Source organism: Dyadobacter jiangsuensis (genome assembly GCF_003014695.1).
Lineage (GTDB): Bacteria > Bacteroidota > Bacteroidia > Cytophagales > Spirosomataceae > Dyadobacter > Dyadobacter jiangsuensis.
In genome coordinates this window covers 451,193-466,996 of sequence record NZ_PYAS01000005.1, presented here as the reverse complement: position 1 = coordinate 466,996, position 15,804 = coordinate 451,193, and the positions used below count along the sequence as shown (strand labels likewise).

The 15,804-nt window shown below is 49.5% G+C and carries 13 protein-coding genes; 3 read left to right on the top strand and 10 right to left on the bottom strand.

Features of this window, described 5'->3' with window-relative positions; genetic code table 11:
* Positions 1-22: 22 nt before the first annotated feature.
* Positions 23-1,549 carry an RtcB family protein gene (locus tag CLV60_RS13165; protein WP_106595821.1) on the bottom strand — a complete coding sequence of 509 codons (1,527 nt, stop codon included), beginning with the start codon at positions 1,547-1,549 and terminating at the stop codon, positions 23-25.
* 182 nt (positions 1,550-1,731) lie between these two features.
* Here CLV60_RS13165 and CLV60_RS13160 point away from each other — a divergent pair, with 182 nt between their 5' ends.
* Positions 1,732-2,946, top strand: a complete 1,215-nt coding sequence (locus CLV60_RS13160; protein ID WP_106595820.1) for a pyridoxal phosphate-dependent aminotransferase — start codon at positions 1,732-1,734, stop codon at positions 2,944-2,946.
* Between the two features lie 74 nt (positions 2,947-3,020).
* Positions 3,021-4,097: a ferredoxin--NADP reductase gene (locus CLV60_RS13155; protein ID WP_106595873.1), complete on the top strand. Its 1,077-nt coding sequence runs from the start codon at positions 3,021-3,023 to the stop codon at positions 4,095-4,097.
* A gap of 53 nt (positions 4,098-4,150) precedes the next feature.
* Here CLV60_RS13155 and CLV60_RS13150 read toward each other — a convergent pair whose 3' ends face one another.
* The 5 genes from CLV60_RS13150 to CLV60_RS13130 form a co-directional block, all read right to left on the bottom strand.
* Positions 4,151-6,049 carry a M56 family metallopeptidase gene (locus CLV60_RS13150; RefSeq protein WP_106595819.1) on the bottom strand — a complete coding sequence of 633 codons (1,899 nt, stop codon included), beginning with the start codon at positions 6,047-6,049 and terminating at the stop codon, positions 4,151-4,153.
* Between the two features lie 2 nt (positions 6,050-6,051).
* A complete protein-coding gene (locus tag CLV60_RS13145; protein ID WP_015813170.1) occupies positions 6,052-6,426 on the bottom strand; it encodes a BlaI/MecI/CopY family transcriptional regulator in 375 nt (124 codons plus the stop codon).
* A 185-nt stretch (positions 6,427-6,611) separates the two neighbouring features.
* On the bottom strand, positions 6,612-7,736 hold the full coding sequence (gene dnaN, locus CLV60_RS13140) for a DNA polymerase III subunit beta (RefSeq protein WP_106595818.1): 1,125 nt from the start codon (positions 7,734-7,736) through the stop codon (positions 6,612-6,614).
* A gap of 109 nt (positions 7,737-7,845) precedes the next feature.
* Positions 7,846-9,498, bottom strand: a complete 1,653-nt coding sequence (gene gldG, locus CLV60_RS13135) for a gliding motility-associated ABC transporter substrate-binding protein GldG (protein WP_106595817.1) — start codon at positions 9,496-9,498, stop codon at positions 7,846-7,848.
* Positions 9,499-9,612: 114 nt separating this feature from the next.
* Entirely contained in the window at positions 9,613-10,509 is an 897-nt protein-coding gene (locus CLV60_RS13130; protein WP_106595872.1) for a 3-keto-disaccharide hydrolase, read from the bottom strand.
* Between the two features lie 272 nt (positions 10,510-10,781).
* On the opposite strand from CLV60_RS13130, the gene CLV60_RS13125 reads away from it, so the two are divergent.
* The gene (locus CLV60_RS13125; RefSeq protein ID WP_106595816.1) at positions 10,782-11,033 is read left to right on the top strand and encodes a hypothetical protein; all 252 of its coding nucleotides are present in this window, start codon (positions 10,782-10,784) and stop codon (positions 11,031-11,033) included.
* Here the strand turns inward: CLV60_RS13125 and rnr are convergent, their stop codons facing one another.
* From rnr to lipB, 4 genes are all read right to left on the bottom strand, one after another.
* Positions 11,034-13,421, bottom strand: coding sequence for a ribonuclease R (rnr, locus tag CLV60_RS13120; RefSeq protein WP_106595815.1), 2,388 nt, complete (start codon positions 13,419-13,421; stop codon positions 11,034-11,036). It abuts the gene before it with no gap.
* A 120-nt stretch (positions 13,422-13,541) separates the two neighbouring features.
* Positions 13,542-14,276: a 3'-5' exonuclease gene (locus tag CLV60_RS13115; RefSeq protein WP_106595814.1), complete on the bottom strand. Its 735-nt coding sequence runs from the start codon at positions 14,274-14,276 to the stop codon at positions 13,542-13,544.
* 321 nt (positions 14,277-14,597) lie between these two features.
* A complete protein-coding gene (locus CLV60_RS13110) occupies positions 14,598-15,011 on the bottom strand; it encodes a hypothetical protein (protein ID WP_106595871.1) in 414 nt (137 codons plus the stop codon).
* On the bottom strand, positions 15,011-15,733 hold the full coding sequence (lipB, locus tag CLV60_RS13105; protein WP_106595813.1) for a lipoyl(octanoyl) transferase LipB: 723 nt from the start codon (positions 15,731-15,733) through the stop codon (positions 15,011-15,013). The genes CLV60_RS13110 and lipB overlap by 1 nt, the downstream gene beginning before the upstream one ends.
* Positions 15,734-15,804 lie beyond the last annotated feature (71 nt).

Below are 15,804 nucleotides of genomic sequence, written 5' to 3'. Positions count from 1 at the left end.
CGAAAGATAACAAATTATCTCGTCAATCCTCCCGCCCTTCCTTCCGATTCGCATCCGCCATCCGCACAATCTTAGGTGAAAATTTAGCCAATACCTTCACCAGCTCCGACTGTGCCGCAATCACATCGTCGATATTCTTGTAAACCATCGGCGATTCGTCCAGGTCTCCGCCAATGAGCTGAATACCATTGTCTTGCAGAATCTTATTCATTTGGCTGCGGGTCGTCGTGGTGAATGCCTTGGTGCGGGACATCACGCGGCCGGCACCGTGCGAGGCGGAGTTGAGGGATTCTGCATTGGCTTTGCCGCGGATCACATAACCCGGCTGACTCATCGAACCCGGGATAATGCCCAGTTCGTCGCTGCCGGCTGGCGTGGCGCCTTTGCGGTGGACGATTACCTCGCGGCCGTCGGCCAGTTTTTCTTTCCAGGCGAAATTGTGGTGGTTTTCGATGATCTTCAAAGGCTTTTCACCCAGTGATTTCGCCATTTTGTTGTGGATTTCGTGGTGGTTGGCCGAGGCATAGTCGCCTGCGAGGTTCATCGCGATCCAGTATTCCTGACCTTCTTCCGTATTTAAATCCAGCCAGGCTAAATGCGCAGCTTGTTTGGGCAATACCGTTTTTTGCATCGCCAGTTTGGAATAATAGTTGGCGATGGTCCCACCGAAACCGCGTGAGCCGGAGTGGGAAAGTAGCGAGAGATATTCGCCTTTAGGTAAACTCAAAAGCGGATCGTTTTCAAATACTTCCACAATGCCCCATTCAACGAAATGGTTGCCGGTGCCTGATGTTCCTAGCTGCCGATGGGCCTTGTCTTTCAGCGATCGGATCGTTTTGGTTGCCTCCCATTCGGGCTGATCCATGATGCTTTCGTCGTATTTCCGGGCGATTTCGCCACCCATGCCGAATTTGGTGTTTTCAGTTAAGATCTTTTTCAGAAAATGCGGCTCTCGTTTGAGGTAATCTGTGGGAATGTCGAAAACGGACATGCACATGCGGCAGGCAATGTCAACTCCTACGGCGTAGGGTATTACCTTGTCGGCTTCTGTGGCGAGGACGCCGCCGATGGGCAATCCGTAGCCTTGGTGTGCGTCGGGCATTAATGCGCCAGCGACCGATATGGGTAAGCTAACGGCGGTTTCCATTTGCTGCAATGCGCCTTCTTCGATATGCTGTCTGCCAAAAACGGCGTAATGCAGCTTGTTTTCACGGAGATTAAATGTGTTTTTGGCCTGTGGCTCCTTCGCGTCCGACGTCAGTACAGCTTCTTCATTGGCAAGTAATTCCTGGCCGGCTTCCGTCAGAGAAATTTCGGTTCCGGATTTTCGCAAATCAAAAACCGTTTTAGCCAGATTAGTAACCTTATTTTTGGAATAAGCATATTTCTTAGGGTCGTTCAACATTTTGACGAGCATCAGCAATACCTTCTCTCTCGGGTATTTTGCGCGCTCGTGCAAGCCGTTCGCTACGCGGAGGAATGCAACGTGCAGGTTTTCCGGCACATTGGCCAGGAAGGTGATTTCTTCGATCGTGATTGGTGTGTCCATGGACAAATATCGTCGTTGGCGCCGCCATTTCAAGCAGATAGCGCTTCCTGCCTGCTAACTAATAGGTGGCCGATAAATCTTTCTTAACATAATACAATGCAACTGTTAAAAAACCCGTACCTTTGCGGGCAATTTGTTGATACAGTTCGCAGTACCTTCTTTAACTTAATTAAAACATTGCAATGTCCGCAGTAGCAGAGCAAACCCGGTTGGCCGACCGGATCAACGCCCTCGAAGAATCTTCGACGCTGGCGATGACCAAAATGGCCCGTGAACTGGCCGCACAAGGCCATAAAGTGATCAGTCTGAGCGTGGGAGAGCCAGACTTCAAGACGCCCGCACACATTTGCGAGGCCGCTAAAAAAGCCATCGATGATGGTTTTCATGGTTACTCACCCGTAGCAGGTTACCCTGATCTGCGAAAGGCCATTGCTGATAAGTTAAAGCGCGACAATAATATAGATTGGAAACCTGAAAATATCGTGGTTTCGACCGGTGCCAAGCATTCACTCGCGAACGTGATCCAGGTTCTGGTAAATCCAGGCGACGAAGTGGTGATTTTTGCACCTTACTGGGTGAGCTACTCCGAAATGGTGAAGCTGGCAGAAGGCAAATCGGTGATTATCGATGGTGCATTTGAAAACGATTTCAAAGTAACTGCCGCACAATTGGAAGCAGCGATCACGCCACGTACGAAAGTGGTGATGTACGCCTCACCGAACAACCCGACCGGCGCTGTTTATTCAGAAAAAGAATTGAGAGAAATCGCTGCTGTACTCGAAAAACACGAAGGTGTTTACGTGCTGGCCGACGAGATCTACGAATATATCAACTTCACAGAGGAAGGCCATTTCAGCATCGGTTCTATCCCTGCATTGAAAGATCGCGTGATCACTGTAAACGGTGTTGCGAAAGGTTATGCGATGACAGGCTGGCGGATCGGGTTCATCGCTGCCGCTAAATGGATCGCGGACGGCGTTGAAAAACTGCAAGGCCAGGTTACTTCGGGAACGAACTCTATCGCGCAGAAAGCGGCTACCGCTGCATTCAACGGACCGAAAGAGCCTTCTATCGAAATGGCAAAGGCATACCACCGCCGTCGTGACCTCGTGGTAGGTTTGTTGAAAGACATTCCGGGTTTCAAAGTGAATATACCGCAAGGCGCGTTCTACGCATTCCCGGATGTGAGCTATTACTTCGGCAAATCGGATGGCGAAACGCTGATCAAGGATTCCGACGATTTCGCTAACTGGATTTTGAACAAATCCTATGTTTCGACCGTGGCAGGTTCAGGTTTCGGTGCGCCAAACTGCATCCGTATCTCGACTGCCGCTGCCGACGAAGCATTGGAAGAAGCAGTAAAACGTATCAAAGACGCCGTTGCAACTTTGAAATAATATAAATATGAAATCATAAAGGCCTCATGGGTGTTACCTGTGAGGCCTTTGTGTTTATCGCCGACCATTTAATAATGAGCAAATATTATTTTTTAAAAGTAAAGGAAATAGAGAAAGAAACGGAGGAGGCTGCGACCATCCATTTCTGGCACCCGATCAATGAAGTCGTTCAGTACCGGCCGGGGCAGTTCCTGACTTTGCTGCTGCCTTTTGAAGATAAAAAAATCAGAAGGTCGTACTCGATGTCGAGCTCGCCTTATACCGATGTTTCGCTGGCGATTACCATTAAGCGGGTACCAGGTGGCTATGCATCAAACCACCTGCTCGACACACTGAAAGAGGGTGATGTACTGGAAGCATTGGAGCCTATGGGCCATTTCTTTCCCAAACAAGCTGATGATCAGACACGCCAGGTGGTATTTATCGGTGCAGGAAGCGGTATTACCCCGCTGTTTTCGATTCTGAAATCCGTTCTGATGGTGGAACCGGAAAGCGAAGTTTTTCTGATCTACGGTAGCAGAAGAGAGGATAGCATTATTTTCAAAGACAAAATAGCAGCTTTGGAGGCTAAATATGGCAAGCGCTTTACGGTTATCCACACACTAAGCCAGCCAAACGAAGGCTGGGAAGGCGAAACCGGGCGATTGAACAAGAGCCATGTGCTGAAAATCATCGAAAAACTGCGGGCGCTGGACAAAAAAGAAGCGGAATACTTCCTGTGCGGGCCGGAGGATATGATGGAAGAAGCACACCGGGCGCTATCGATCCTGGCGGTGCCGGAGAGTAAGATACGGAAAGAGAGTTTTGCCACTGCTACCTCGGCCAAGCCGGGAGAAGTGACAGTAGAGCCGGAAGCGGAGGATGATGACTCGCCCAAAACACGTGAGATCACACTGTTTTATGAAGGTACTGAGTACAAACTGCCTGTAAAACCGCATGAAACGGTGCTCGAAGCCGCATTGAATATGGACATCGATCTGCCGTATTCGTGTCAGGCGGGCATGTGTACCGCGTGTATGGGCCGATGCACGTCCGGTAAAGTTCAAATGGACGAAGAGGACGCGCTTTCGGAAGCGGAGATTAATGAAGGGTTCATCCTAACGTGCGTCACTCACCCGATGAGTGACGACGTGGTGATTGAAGTAGAATAGTGAATTTGCATATGTAAATAAAAGGGCAGCGATTCCAATCGCTGCCCTTTTATTTATTCCTTTGGGTCTTTCTTCGGGGGAAGTGGTGGTTTGGGTGCCGGGGCTGGTTTTGCCGGGAGAGCTGGAGTTACTTTCGCTGGTGCGGCCACAGGCGGTGGGGGAGGAGGGGTGCCCGCGCGTCGCATACGTCCGCTACGCGCAACGCGTGGAGCACGTGGAGGCTCTTCGATACCCTGCATTTTCCGGTAGCTCAACGTTTCCAGGCCGATGTTTTTGCCCATTTCGCTGATCTTGTAGTTGACCTCCTCTATTTCCCGCTGCAATTTTACCTCACCTCCATCAACCTTCATAGTCTCTTTGGTTGTATTGGTAATCTGGTTATTGAGTTCGGAAATAATCTGTTCCTGGGCTTTGATCTGTTGCTCAAAATCGGCCAATTGCTTATCCAGTTCTGTATCGCTGATCTTCGCTTCCTTGCCATCCTGATTAAACAGGACGGATCTCTTTTCCATCAAATCGGATCTCAGCTCTTCTGCACGGTGCTTTTTCCACTCCATTTTCTCGATTTCGCGTTCGAGCCGTTCCGTTTCAAATCTGTATTTCTCGCGTTCGCGGTGCAGTTCCTGCAATCTCACATGATAAGGTTTTAACTCCTCATGCATGGCGCGGATCTTTTGGTTGAGCTCCCACATCTTCCGATCCAAAGTATCATTGCCCGAATGCTCGAATTCTATTTCGGGGGAGTCAATATGAACATCGACATCGAAGAATTCTTCTTGGATGTTATCAAGTACCTGCTCTTCGATAGCCACTTCGGCCATTTCTTCCATTTCATGCTCTTTGCGGGTTTCGATTTTCGCCGGTTTCCGTTTTTTGACGGTCATGTGCTTGGCTGCTTTTCTTTCCTTGTCTTTTTCAACCTTTTGCGCAACTGCGTAAGCTGAAATGCCGATCACCAAACCGATAGCAAAAATCATCGCGGGAAGGCTTGAAAAGGTGCGGACAGGTTTTGGATTTAGGCCCAAAACACGCTGCACACGGTGGAGTAGCAATGGTTTTTTAGAAGCAAAAGCCATGGCTAATCCCGGCGTAGCCTGCCATTCGGCTACTTTCACCAGAGCATGAGCCAGGGACATTTTGTCCCCACAAACGGCCAACGCAATGTCGTCGCAGCAATGCTCGCGCTCGGCGCGCACTTTTTCGGACAGCCACCAGATCGCCGGATGGAAGAAAAAAATCACCTCCACGAACGATTGCAGCATATTAATCAGGTAATCGTTCCTGCGGATGTGTGCGAGTTCATGCGCGAGAATAGCTTCTACCTGCGCTGTGGAAAACCCGGAAAGCAAGCCGATCGGGATCAATACCACCGGGCTGAATGTTCCGATTACCATGGGTGTGAGCACCTTGGTGGTTTCGCGAAATTCGACGGCTTTGGAGATATTCATTTTGGCTATGATTACCCCGAATCTCGCCCGCCATTCTTTGTCCATGACGATTTTGGCATTGATACGGAGCCTTTCGGTGAATATCCATCCGCCGGCGAAACGCAGCAGCAGAATACCGGAGCCGATGAGCCAGCAGATCACCAACTCGTGTAAATGGGCAGTGAGCCACATTTGTATTTTAAATGTAATAGGCAGGTCCCGGGAGACTTCCGCCCATGTGCGGGATGCGGATAATGCGGTGTAGCGCGCCAAGGCTTTGGCATTGGAAATCGCGCTGGTGGTTTTAGGATAATAGTAAATGAATGTTCCGACAGACGCAACGACCTGTGCGAAAAGGAAGCCAACACCCGCGAGGTAGCGCGTATTGGCTGATTTTTTTCTCAAAAAATAGAATGCGGCGACAGCGACCAGCATCAGCAGTGTTCCCTGCCAGATGGAGTGGATGAGTGCCCAGCCAAATGCGGAAACGGCCGGACCGGGTAACAGATTTGAGAAGAATTTCATGGCTAACGATTGTTTTCCAGGTTATTTAATAACTCGCGAATTTCATCCAGTTCTTCTTTGGAGGTGGTGTGATTCCCTAGCGCCTGCATGACCATCTGCGCGGCGGAGCCCTGAAAGAGGGTTTCAACCATTTTACCTACCAGATTCTGCTGTGTCTCCTCTTTGCCGAGGAGCGCTACGTAAATGTGGGATCGTCCTTGCTCCGTGCGGTAGAGCAGCCCCTTGTCGTGCATGATCTGCATGAGCTTCAAGGTGGTGGTGTAGCCGACGTCCTTGGTTTCGGAAAGGGCATCGTGCACGGCACGGACGGTACTAGGTCCTGCCTGCCAGAGGTAGTTCAGGATTTCCAGTTCGGAGTCGGTGGGCTTGATATACATGATATTAGTTAATTACGATAATCTTCGTACCAAATGTCTACGAAAAAAATCGTACTTGCAAGCCTTTACTACGATTTTTTTCGTAATTAACGCTTTTGACTGCCTAATATATTGTATTTGAATGGATTATAAAACAAAAGTCCGGCCGAAGGGCCGGACTTTGAAATATTGCTTTGATTCGGTTCCTAAACGTAAGTATTCAGCATTACCGGCATTACCAGCATCAGGATGTCTTCGTTTTCCTCTTGATCTACCGGGATAATTAGTCCGGCGCGGTTTGGAGCGGAAAGTTCGAAGGTGATGGTTTTGCTCGAAAGATTACCTAATACTTCAATCAGGAATTTAGCATTAAAACCAATTTCCATATCGTCGCCATTGTATTCGCACATCAGGCGCTCGTTGGCTTCGTTTGAATAGTCAAGGTCTTCCGCGGAGATTACCAGGTCGTTGAGCGCCATTTTCATGCGCACTTGGTGGGTAGTCCGGTTGGAGTAGATCGAAATACGTCTCAGCGAGCTGAGGATTTCCAGACGGTTAATGGTAAGCGTGTTGGGGTTGTTGGTCGGGATCGCGTTTTCGTAATCCGGGAAACGCTCGTCGATCAACCGGCAGATCATGCGGATGTTACCAAAGCTGAAAAATGCATTTGAAGATGTGAATTCAGCTTTCACGGGAACATCATCAGATGGTAGACAGCTTTTTAGCAGGTTCAATGCTTTCCGCTGGATGATCATCGACGTATCAATGTCCGATTTGATATCGGTGCGACGATAGCGAACCAGGCGGTGACCGTCGGTAGCCACGAACGTTGCGCTTTCAGCTCCCATTTGCACGAACACCCCCGTCATAGCCGGACGAAGGTCGTCGGTACTCGTTGCGAACAATGTGTTTGAAATAGCCGATCCCAAGGCGGTGGAAGAGAAATCCACGGACTGGCCGCGGTTCACAACTGGTGTTTTCGGGAAATCGATCGGGTTTTCGCCCGACAGTTTATAGCGGCCGTTATCGGAAATAATTTCGGTACCAAATGTTTCAGCATTCACCTGCAAGGTAATGGGTTGCTCGGGCAGGCCGCGGAGGGTGTCGAGCAGCAACTTTGCGGGAATGGCAATAGCTCCTTTTTCGGATGATTCCACCTCAATTTCCGTGATCATGACGGTTTGAAGGTCCGATGCGGTCACGGTTAGTGAATTTCCTTCCAGTGTGAGTAGGAAATTTTCAAGGATTGGCACAATTGGGTTCGTTGAAACGACACCGTTTATAGCTGACAGCTGTTTGAGTAGAACTGATGACGAAACGACAAACTTCATAATTCGTGACGTAAGTGTTTAGTTGATAGATTTATATGCGGAAGATTCCGGAAAAACTTTGTTGTAGGGAACAAAAGTATAAAAAATTACGGAAGCGCCAGCCGCGTTGTTACCCAAATTTTCGGATTCTGAGATAATATCTGATGGCTCCAAAAAGGCCTATCAGCACCACGGGCAGCAGCAAATTGAGCGCCTGCCAGAACTTCCGGTTTTCCTGAATCTGGATTTTGTCCAACGCCCGGATGGCGATTTGTTTGCCGCGGGCATTGATCAAGCCGTTGGCGTCGGTCATGTAATCCAGTGCGTGTAGCACGAAATCCTTGTTGCCGAAGGTTTGCTTAGTCACGCGGTCGTAACCGAGCGGTAACGGTGCATTCCTTTTATAATCATAGTCGTTTACGATGAGGTCCCCATCGGAGCAGATAATCACCTTTCCGCTACTACCGCTGGCCTTGAACTTCGCTGCACGCGGATCACCGGGCAGAATGCGGTTTTGAAAGAGCGATGTGAATGATCCTTCGAGCAACACCCCGGCCAGTTTGATACCCGAACGATATTCCGCCGGTTGCGGGTCCTTACGTGCCTCGTTATAACCTACCAGCGCAGGTGCATTCACGAGCTGTGTGTAAGGCGAGGTCATCAGCAAAGGTGTTTTGGCAATGCCGTTCGCCCCGCCGACGGTGTCGATCGAGCTCAGAAACCGCGTGTAAACCGCATTCAGGTTACGGGTGACGGTATGTGGGCCGAAATTATTCAATAAAGGAAAGAAGCGCCAGGGCATTGGACGGATCTCCGGGTTGTCGCCTACATTACCCACATTCAGGAGAATCTGAGCACAGTTGAGGTCTTTGACGAGGTTAGTATTCAATCTAATGCCCCATTTGAAAAACAGGTCACCGAGATTCAAATCCAATGGCTGGGCATAATTGCCGTCGAGGCTCACGCTATCTACGCGCGCACCATCCACGAAGAACATGGCTTTGCCTCCTCCCACTACGTACTGATCGAGCTTGTATTTCTCATCTTCCGAAAACGCGCTGTCAGGTTTCATGACGATCAATGCGTCGAGACCCTCATAGGATTCCGGGTTGTTCATGTCCAGAAACACATCATAGCTCTGTTGGATTGTCGCAATAATGTCGCTCAAACGGGCGGGGGAAATTTTCGTATGGCTTACCACAAACCCCACTTTTTTGCGCTGCGGGTTCGCCAGCACGCGTATCGCGGATGCCAGTTCAAACTCGACGCCTTCGTAGGATTGGTTCAATTGTTCCTCCGGTGTGCTCGCTTTATTGCCTTTTAACAATTGAACAGGTACGGAAAGGGTATCAGCCTGGACGATAACGCCGGGGAAAATGATTTTTTCGGTGCGTTTGCCATCCTCGTTCGCGAAAACATTGGTGGGGTTTAGCCCGCGGTCGATGAGGCTCATGTATTGTTTCTGACGCTGCTCTTCACTCGTCGCGTCGGAAGGGTCTGAGTAATTGACGATCAGGTGGCCGTTGGCGTAGGTTTTAAACTCCTCCAAGGTCTCCCGTGTAGCGCTTTCGAGGCGTTCGAAGCCCGCCGGAAAGTCGCCCGAGAGGTACACATTCACGATTACGTCCCTTTCCAGGCTACCGAGAAGTTGCTTGGTGGCGTCGGAAATACTGTACCGCTTATCTTCGGTAAGGTCCCACCTGAAAAAGAAAGACGATGCCAGCCAGTTGATCCCGGCCAGGACAACCACGAGCAGTACAAACCGGGTAATGGTGTTTTTCATTAGCACAATGGCTGATTTATAAACGAAGAATGGACGATTCAGACGAACCGTCCATTCCTGCAAAAATATAAAAAACCGAAAATCAATCGGGTTTTATTGCCCGCATGACGCTGGTTATTTCTTTTTATAGGTACAAGTTGAATTGTCGGCTGCTACGTAATACGACTTGTAATTCGTCGCCTTCGGGTCCATACAGCCTTTCAGATTGAGCAATTCGATATTCCGGAAGTCGATCGGGTGGCTCTCTGCCTGCAATGCAATGTAGCCGCTGCCAAGTTTCGTACCGTCCTTTTTGATCCATTCGGCCTCGTTACCGACTTTACCGTCCTTGAACGTATGATTTTTGCCGACATAACCGCCGCCTATGCGCGGATTGGTGTAAACGAGTACCGTATCGCCGCCGATCATATGGTAAACGATCGAATCGCCGAGCACAATGGCTTCCGCATCCACCCATTGGTCGCCATTGTAGGTTTTGGAATCGGAATCAATACAATGCGCTTCGGCCAGCTTGCCATTGATATCCACGATTGTTCCGGGCGTGCATAGGTTACCTGTGTTGCGCTCGCCTGCATTAAGGCCGCCGAGATATTGCATTTCCAGTGATATCGGGAAGTCCTGATCGAGCCCGAGGCTTGCCGCGGATTGCGAGTGCAGCATAATACCGCTGTTCCGTACATTCCACGATGCCCCGCCGGGTACCTGGTTGCCGGTGAAACGGTATTGGAGCCTGATTTTGTAATGCGAATAGGGCTTGTTATAGTACATATGGCCGTATTCCGTCGTGAATTTGTCGTACTCCTTATAATTCACCCGGATCATATTGTCCTCCACCAGAAAGGTGTTTTTGTAATTGTCATTCACCTTATGGCCTGCAATTTTAACGTCCCAGCCGGTCAGGTCCTTGCCGTTGAAGAGGGGTTGCCATTCTTCTTTGTCGGCAGGTTTTTGGGCTTGGGTTGCAAGAGATATCAGGGATACAAAAAGGAAGAGGAAAATTTTCGGAGTCATAGCGCTAATTTTTTGCAGATAATACCATTTAATCGGCCAAACGGGGTGTTTGTACATCAAATGGAAGCTCCGGCCGGTATTTTTCTACCTTCGTCACCGTGCTTTTAATTGTTTTTTATTGGTTAAATTTATGTCTGATGCTGAAAGAAAAGAGCTGGCGGAGGAGGATGAGCTTCTAAAAAAACTCCTTAATTTATATCACGAATACAGGCAGGATATCAGCATGACAGATGAGAATTGGCACAACACGTTGATGCTATACTAGAACGAATATGGGAAATCAAACAGCTTTTGAAAAGTTCAATGTAGGATCCTTAGTACATCCTCTATTCCTGCCTTGTGTAAAGGAATATCTCGCTTTGGAATCAGAGGAAGAGCGTAAGAATTTCTGGAAAACCAGGAAAATCGACGCAGATCAAGAGGCCATAACAGCGGCATGGCGTTATGGAATGCAACGACTCGCCGAACGTGCGGACGACCTGAAAAGGCGAGTCATTGCAGCAAAATGTGCGGAGCAGCACTAACTACCGCCTCCGCCGCTTCACCTTAGCTGAGCTTCCACCACCCGTTCCCCCAGCGCCCCGCTTCACACGCCCCGAACCTCTCGGCTCCTTCGGCTTGCGGTCGCGCGGCCGGCGATCGTTATCCCTATCAAAGCTCGGACGGCTGAATTCGCTTCTGCGGCCAGGCTTGGTTCCTGCCAAATAAAGGTCCATACTCCGGCGCGCGAGGTTGGTTTCCTTCACTTTTACTTTTACAGCATCGCCGAATGCGTAAATCTTCTTGGTATGCTGACCAATCACGCGGTAATTGTCTTTGTCGAGCTCGTAGTAGTCGTCGCCCAGGTCGGTCATTCGGATTAATCCTTCCGAAGCGGTTTCGGTGATTTCCACGAAAATACCGAACTCGGTTACGCCGGTGATGATACCGTCGAACTCCTTCTCAGGATCCATCATGCTCATGAACTCGACCTGCTTGTATTTGATCGAAGCCCGTTCCGCTTCGGCAGCGAGTCGCTCGCGTTCGGAGGAATGCTTCGAAGCAAGTTCATATTGCTCGCTATCGACGTTGTTGCCGCCGTCGAGATAATGCTGCAACAGCCTGTGCGCCATCACGTCGGGGTAGCGGCGAATAGGTGAGGTGAAGTGCGAATACCGCCTGAATGCCAGTCCGAAGTGACCAAGGTCCGCGGTACTGTACCGGGCTTTGGCCATCGTACGCACTGCGAGTGATTCGATCAGATTTTGCTCGGGCTTGCCCTCCACTTTCGCCAGCATCGCATTCATCGATTTGGCGATCTTACTCTCCTCTTCCACTTCCAGTTTCAGGCCGAGTTTCGCCACAAAATTCGCGAAAGTCTGCAAACGGTCGGGATCGGGAGCCTCGTGAATGCGGTACACCATCGTGTTTTTATCCTCGCCTTTAGACAGCGAGTACACGTATTCCGCCACACGCTTATTGGCGAGCAGCATAAATTCCTCGATCAGCTTGTTCGAATCGTGGCGTTCTTTGGTATAAATGCCCAGCGGGCGACTTTCCGGGTCGAGGCGGAAGCGAACTTCCGGTGTTTCGAAATTGATAGCACCTTTTTTGAACCGTTCTTTCCGGAAAACTTTCGCCAGCTTGTTCAGCGTATCCAGTTCTTTCGGGAAATCGCCTTCGCCTGAATCGAGCACGGCTTGTGCCTCTTCATAGGTAAAGCGCCGGTCGGAATGGATGACCGTCCTGCCAAACCACTCTTTCAGCAACTTGCCCTTTGAATTAATCTCAAAAATGGCCGAAAATGCCAGCCTGTCCTCATTCGGGCGCAGCGAGCAAAGGTTGTTCGACAGCTTTTCGGGTAGCATCGGCACAGTCCTGTCGACCAGGTAAACGGATGTGGCGCGACGGAAGGCCTCTTTTTCAAGCTCGGTCCCGGGCAGTACATAATGCGAAACGTCGGCAATATGCACTCCTACTTCTACCACATCTTCATCCAGGTACCTTACAGACAATGCGTCGTCAAAGTCCTTGGCATCGACAGGGTCGATCGTGAACGTTAGTACATCGCGTATATCTCGACGTTTGGCAATATCCTTTTTGGCAATTTTATCCGGAATCTTTTGGGCCTCGGCTTCCACAATTTCAGGGAAGTGGTATGGCAGTCCAAATTCCGCCAGGATTGCGTGCATTTCCACATCGTTGTTTCCCGCTTTGCCGAGCACAGATACGATTTCTCCCTCCGCCTGGCTTCTGCGCGTGGGCCATTCGGTTACCCTGACGATCACTTTGTCGCCATGACGAGCCTCGCCCACCTGATCCGGTTCGAGGAAAATCGGATCGTAAAGTTTTTTGCTATCGGGCTGTACGACTGCAAATCGTGGATTAATTTCAATAATACCTACAATTTCGGCATTCGAACGCTCCACGATTTCGGTCACGCGCCCTTCGGTCCGGTTCCGTCCGGAGTCGTTGCGGGACCTGGAATTTCGCGTATTTCTCGAAAGTGGCTGTATCTGCACGATGTCGCCGTCCCAGGCGCCATTCAGCAATTCCAAATCGACGTAAATATCGTCTTCGCGGCCCTCAATTATTACAAAAGCAAACCCTTTGTTGACGCGATCGACGCGCCCGGTTAACCCTTGCGGTTTGGTTTTATGGGGGACGGCGGTATAAGTGCCGTTTTTGTTATAAATCAGCCTGCCATCCTGTTCCAGCTCATGCAGGATCTCGTTGAAAAGCAGCCGCACTTTTTTGTCGTGCACCCCGAAATGGTCGTGCACATCGAAAGGGCGGAATGTATGTTCGGCATTCAGATCGAAGAATGCGGCAATGTCCGCCTTTAAATTATCTATGTAAGAAACAATATGATGAGGCGTTGCGGCCTCCCTTCTTTCAGGTTGTTGTTTCTTTTTACTCTTTTTTTCTCTCATGTATTCAATGTATGAAATGTCCCGCGTTGTGCGGAACGACTATGTTGGGGCTGCTGTTGCTTGACCGCTGACCGCTGACCGCTGACCGCTGACCGCTGACCGCTGACCGCTGACCGCGGGTCACTCTACCCGTACGATATTTGGTTCGGGTATTTGGTCAAGGCAATGCAGCCGTAAATAAAGTTGGGCCAGCACCACTACGTCCTCTCTGCAATATCGGGAAATTTTAGCCAGATCATTTTCCTCGTAGTAAACCTTTGTTACCTGGTCGCCGCTCATTTCGTTCTTGCTTCCGGGAATATCAAAAACGGCGGCGAGCAAATCGAGCGAGGTGTAGCTTTTGTAATCACCGAATTTCCACAGATCCATCGTATCCTGGTGGAGAAGTTCCCAGGGTTTTTTACCCGTAATCTGTAATGCTTTGGGGATTTCGATGCGGTGGATCAGCATCCGTCGGCAAATGAACGGGAAGTCGAGTTCTTTGCCATTGTGGGCGCAGAGGATCAGCTGTTCGGCGGGGTATTTTTCAATCAACGCCTTGAATTGCAGCAGCAAATGAACTTCGTCGTCTCCGGCGAAGCTACTCACCTTAAACGCAATCTCATCTTTTTCGTTCCAATAGTATGCACCGAACGCGATGCAGATGATCTTTCCAAATTCTGCGTAAATGGCGCCGCGGTCGTAGAAGTAGTCGGCATTAGTAGTAGTATCGTCGCCTTTTTTGAGCGTCAGCGCCTTCTTGTCCCAAAGTTTCTGCATTCGCTCAGGGAGCCCGTTGTAGCTGGCGTGCGAGCAAACAGTTTCAATGTCGAGGAGCAGAAAATTTTTAACGCGGCGTTTGAAATCTTCGGTCATAGTGTGTTGCTGTTTGGTTTTGGTCAGGTATTGTCATGAATGGCCAGGTATTGTCATTTGTAGTTTGATAATTGAGAGAGGAAATAGTTCGACGGTGATTTTCAATATTATCGAAAATACTGAGAATGGCAACTGGCTACACGCCAAACCGGCATACATATTATTCAACAGCCGAGCTAACTTATCGAACTGCCCTAACCAGCAACCAATGGCAACTCGTGACTACCATCTGCAATACCTGACTCACATACAATACCTGACAACAAATGACTACACCTGACCATGAATGACCAGCACCAATTGTCGTCACACAACCCAACGTCATTCGTGCAAAACACCTTCAAGCCCCAGTGGATCGATCGTCATCATGTTTTCCTCGATGATGCTATCGGGTACGAAGATGAATTTTTTATCAAAAATCTGGCTGCCAATGAAATAGCTCACCCAGAACTCATTGTTCAAATGAAAAACATCCGGCATGATGGGCTCCACCACCACGTGACCGCCGGAAGGGATTTCAGGAAAGAAATGCCTTAATGTCGATGTCCGTTGGTCGGTATTCGTGCCCGATTCACTGTTACTGTAACCTTTCGAAGTCACAAAAACGCTTGTTACCGGCTCGTCGTTGCGGTTAATCACGACCACGTTCCATTCCTCGGTATTCAAGTCGTTGATATTCCGCACAATCGCGACTTGTATTCCCTTCACAGGGTGAAAAATAATATCCTTCTTCATTACACTGCTTCCCATTCCATGCTGAACAAATGCGCCAGATGGTTTTTTAATTTTACTGAAACTTCTTCCAAATCTACTTCCCTGCCCAGCTCCGCCGACAACGACGTAACTGCCTTATCATCAATGCCGCACGGTACGATATTGCCGAAATACGACAAATCTGTATTGACATTCAATGCAAATCCGTGCATCGTTACCCAGCGGCTCGCCTTCACGCCCAGCGCGCAGATTTTTCTCGGATTTTTCTGTTCCTCAAAATCAATCCAAACGCCCGTTAACCCAGCAATGCGCCCCGCTTGCACATCGTATTCCGCTAATGTAAGAATAATCGCCTCTTCGAGCGTACGCATGTACACATGGATGTCCGTAAAGAAATTGTCGAGGTCCAGGATCGGGTAGCCCACAATTTGCCCCGGTCCGTGGTAGGTAATGTCTCCTCCCCGGTTGATTTTGTAATATTTCGCCTGCTTGGCGGCTAAATCATCCTCAGCCAGCAGCAGATGGTCCGGCTTGCCGCTTTTGCCTAACGTATACACATGAGGGTGCTGACAGAAGAGCAGGAAATTCGGCGTCAGTTGCTGGCTTTCCGCATCCAGGCTCCGGTTCTGCGTCTTAACCGCCAAAGTCTCCGCAAAAATTTTTTCCTGGTAATCCCACGCCTCCTGGTAATCGATCAGGCCGAGGTCCCGGAACTGTACTTTTTTATTGATCAGGGTATTCATTTCAATATTCAAAAAAAATTTGAGGACGAGCGCGTTACCAATTTATAGTTCTGACGTCTAAATGTTCAGAC

What these genes read in the sequence shown, in the direction of transcription:
- CLV60_RS13155 (WP_106595873.1), top strand. Translation starts at nt 3,021, where the DNA reads ATGAGCAAATATTATTTTTTAAAAGTAAAGGAAATAGAGAAAGAAACG.
- lipB (WP_106595813.1), bottom strand. Translation starts at nt 15,733, where the DNA reads ATGAATACCCTGATCAATAAAAAAGTACAGTTCCGGGACCTCGGCCTG.
- gldG (WP_106595817.1), bottom strand. Translation starts at nt 9,498, where the DNA reads ATGAAAAACACCATTACCCGGTTTGTACTGCTCGTGGTTGTCCTGGCC.
- CLV60_RS13145 (WP_015813170.1), bottom strand. Translation starts at nt 6,426, where the DNA reads ATGTATATCAAGCCCACCGACTCCGAACTGGAAATCCTGAACTACCTC.
- CLV60_RS13165 (WP_106595821.1), bottom strand. Translation starts at nt 1,549, where the DNA reads ATGGACACACCAATCACGATCGAAGAAATCACCTTCCTGGCCAATGTG.
- CLV60_RS13130 (WP_106595872.1), bottom strand. Translation starts at nt 10,509, where the DNA reads ATGACTCCGAAAATTTTCCTCTTCCTTTTTGTATCCCTGATATCTCTT.
- dnaN (WP_106595818.1), bottom strand. Translation starts at nt 7,736, where the DNA reads ATGAAGTTTGTCGTTTCGTCATCAGTTCTACTCAAACAGCTGTCAGCT.
- CLV60_RS13115 (WP_106595814.1), bottom strand. Translation starts at nt 14,276, where the DNA reads ATGACCGAAGATTTCAAACGCCGCGTTAAAAATTTTCTGCTCCTCGAC.
- rnr (WP_106595815.1), bottom strand. Translation starts at nt 13,421, where the DNA reads ATGAGAGAAAAAAAGAGTAAAAAGAAACAACAACCTGAAAGAAGGGAG.
- CLV60_RS13125 (WP_106595816.1), top strand. Translation starts at nt 10,782, where the DNA reads ATGGGAAATCAAACAGCTTTTGAAAAGTTCAATGTAGGATCCTTAGTA.
- CLV60_RS13160 (WP_106595820.1), top strand. Translation starts at nt 1,732, where the DNA reads ATGTCCGCAGTAGCAGAGCAAACCCGGTTGGCCGACCGGATCAACGCC.
- CLV60_RS13150 (WP_106595819.1), bottom strand. Translation starts at nt 6,049, where the DNA reads ATGAAATTCTTCTCAAATCTGTTACCCGGTCCGGCCGTTTCCGCATTT.
- CLV60_RS13110 (WP_106595871.1), bottom strand. Translation starts at nt 15,011, where the DNA reads ATGAAGAAGGATATTATTTTTCACCCTGTGAAGGGAATACAAGTCGCG.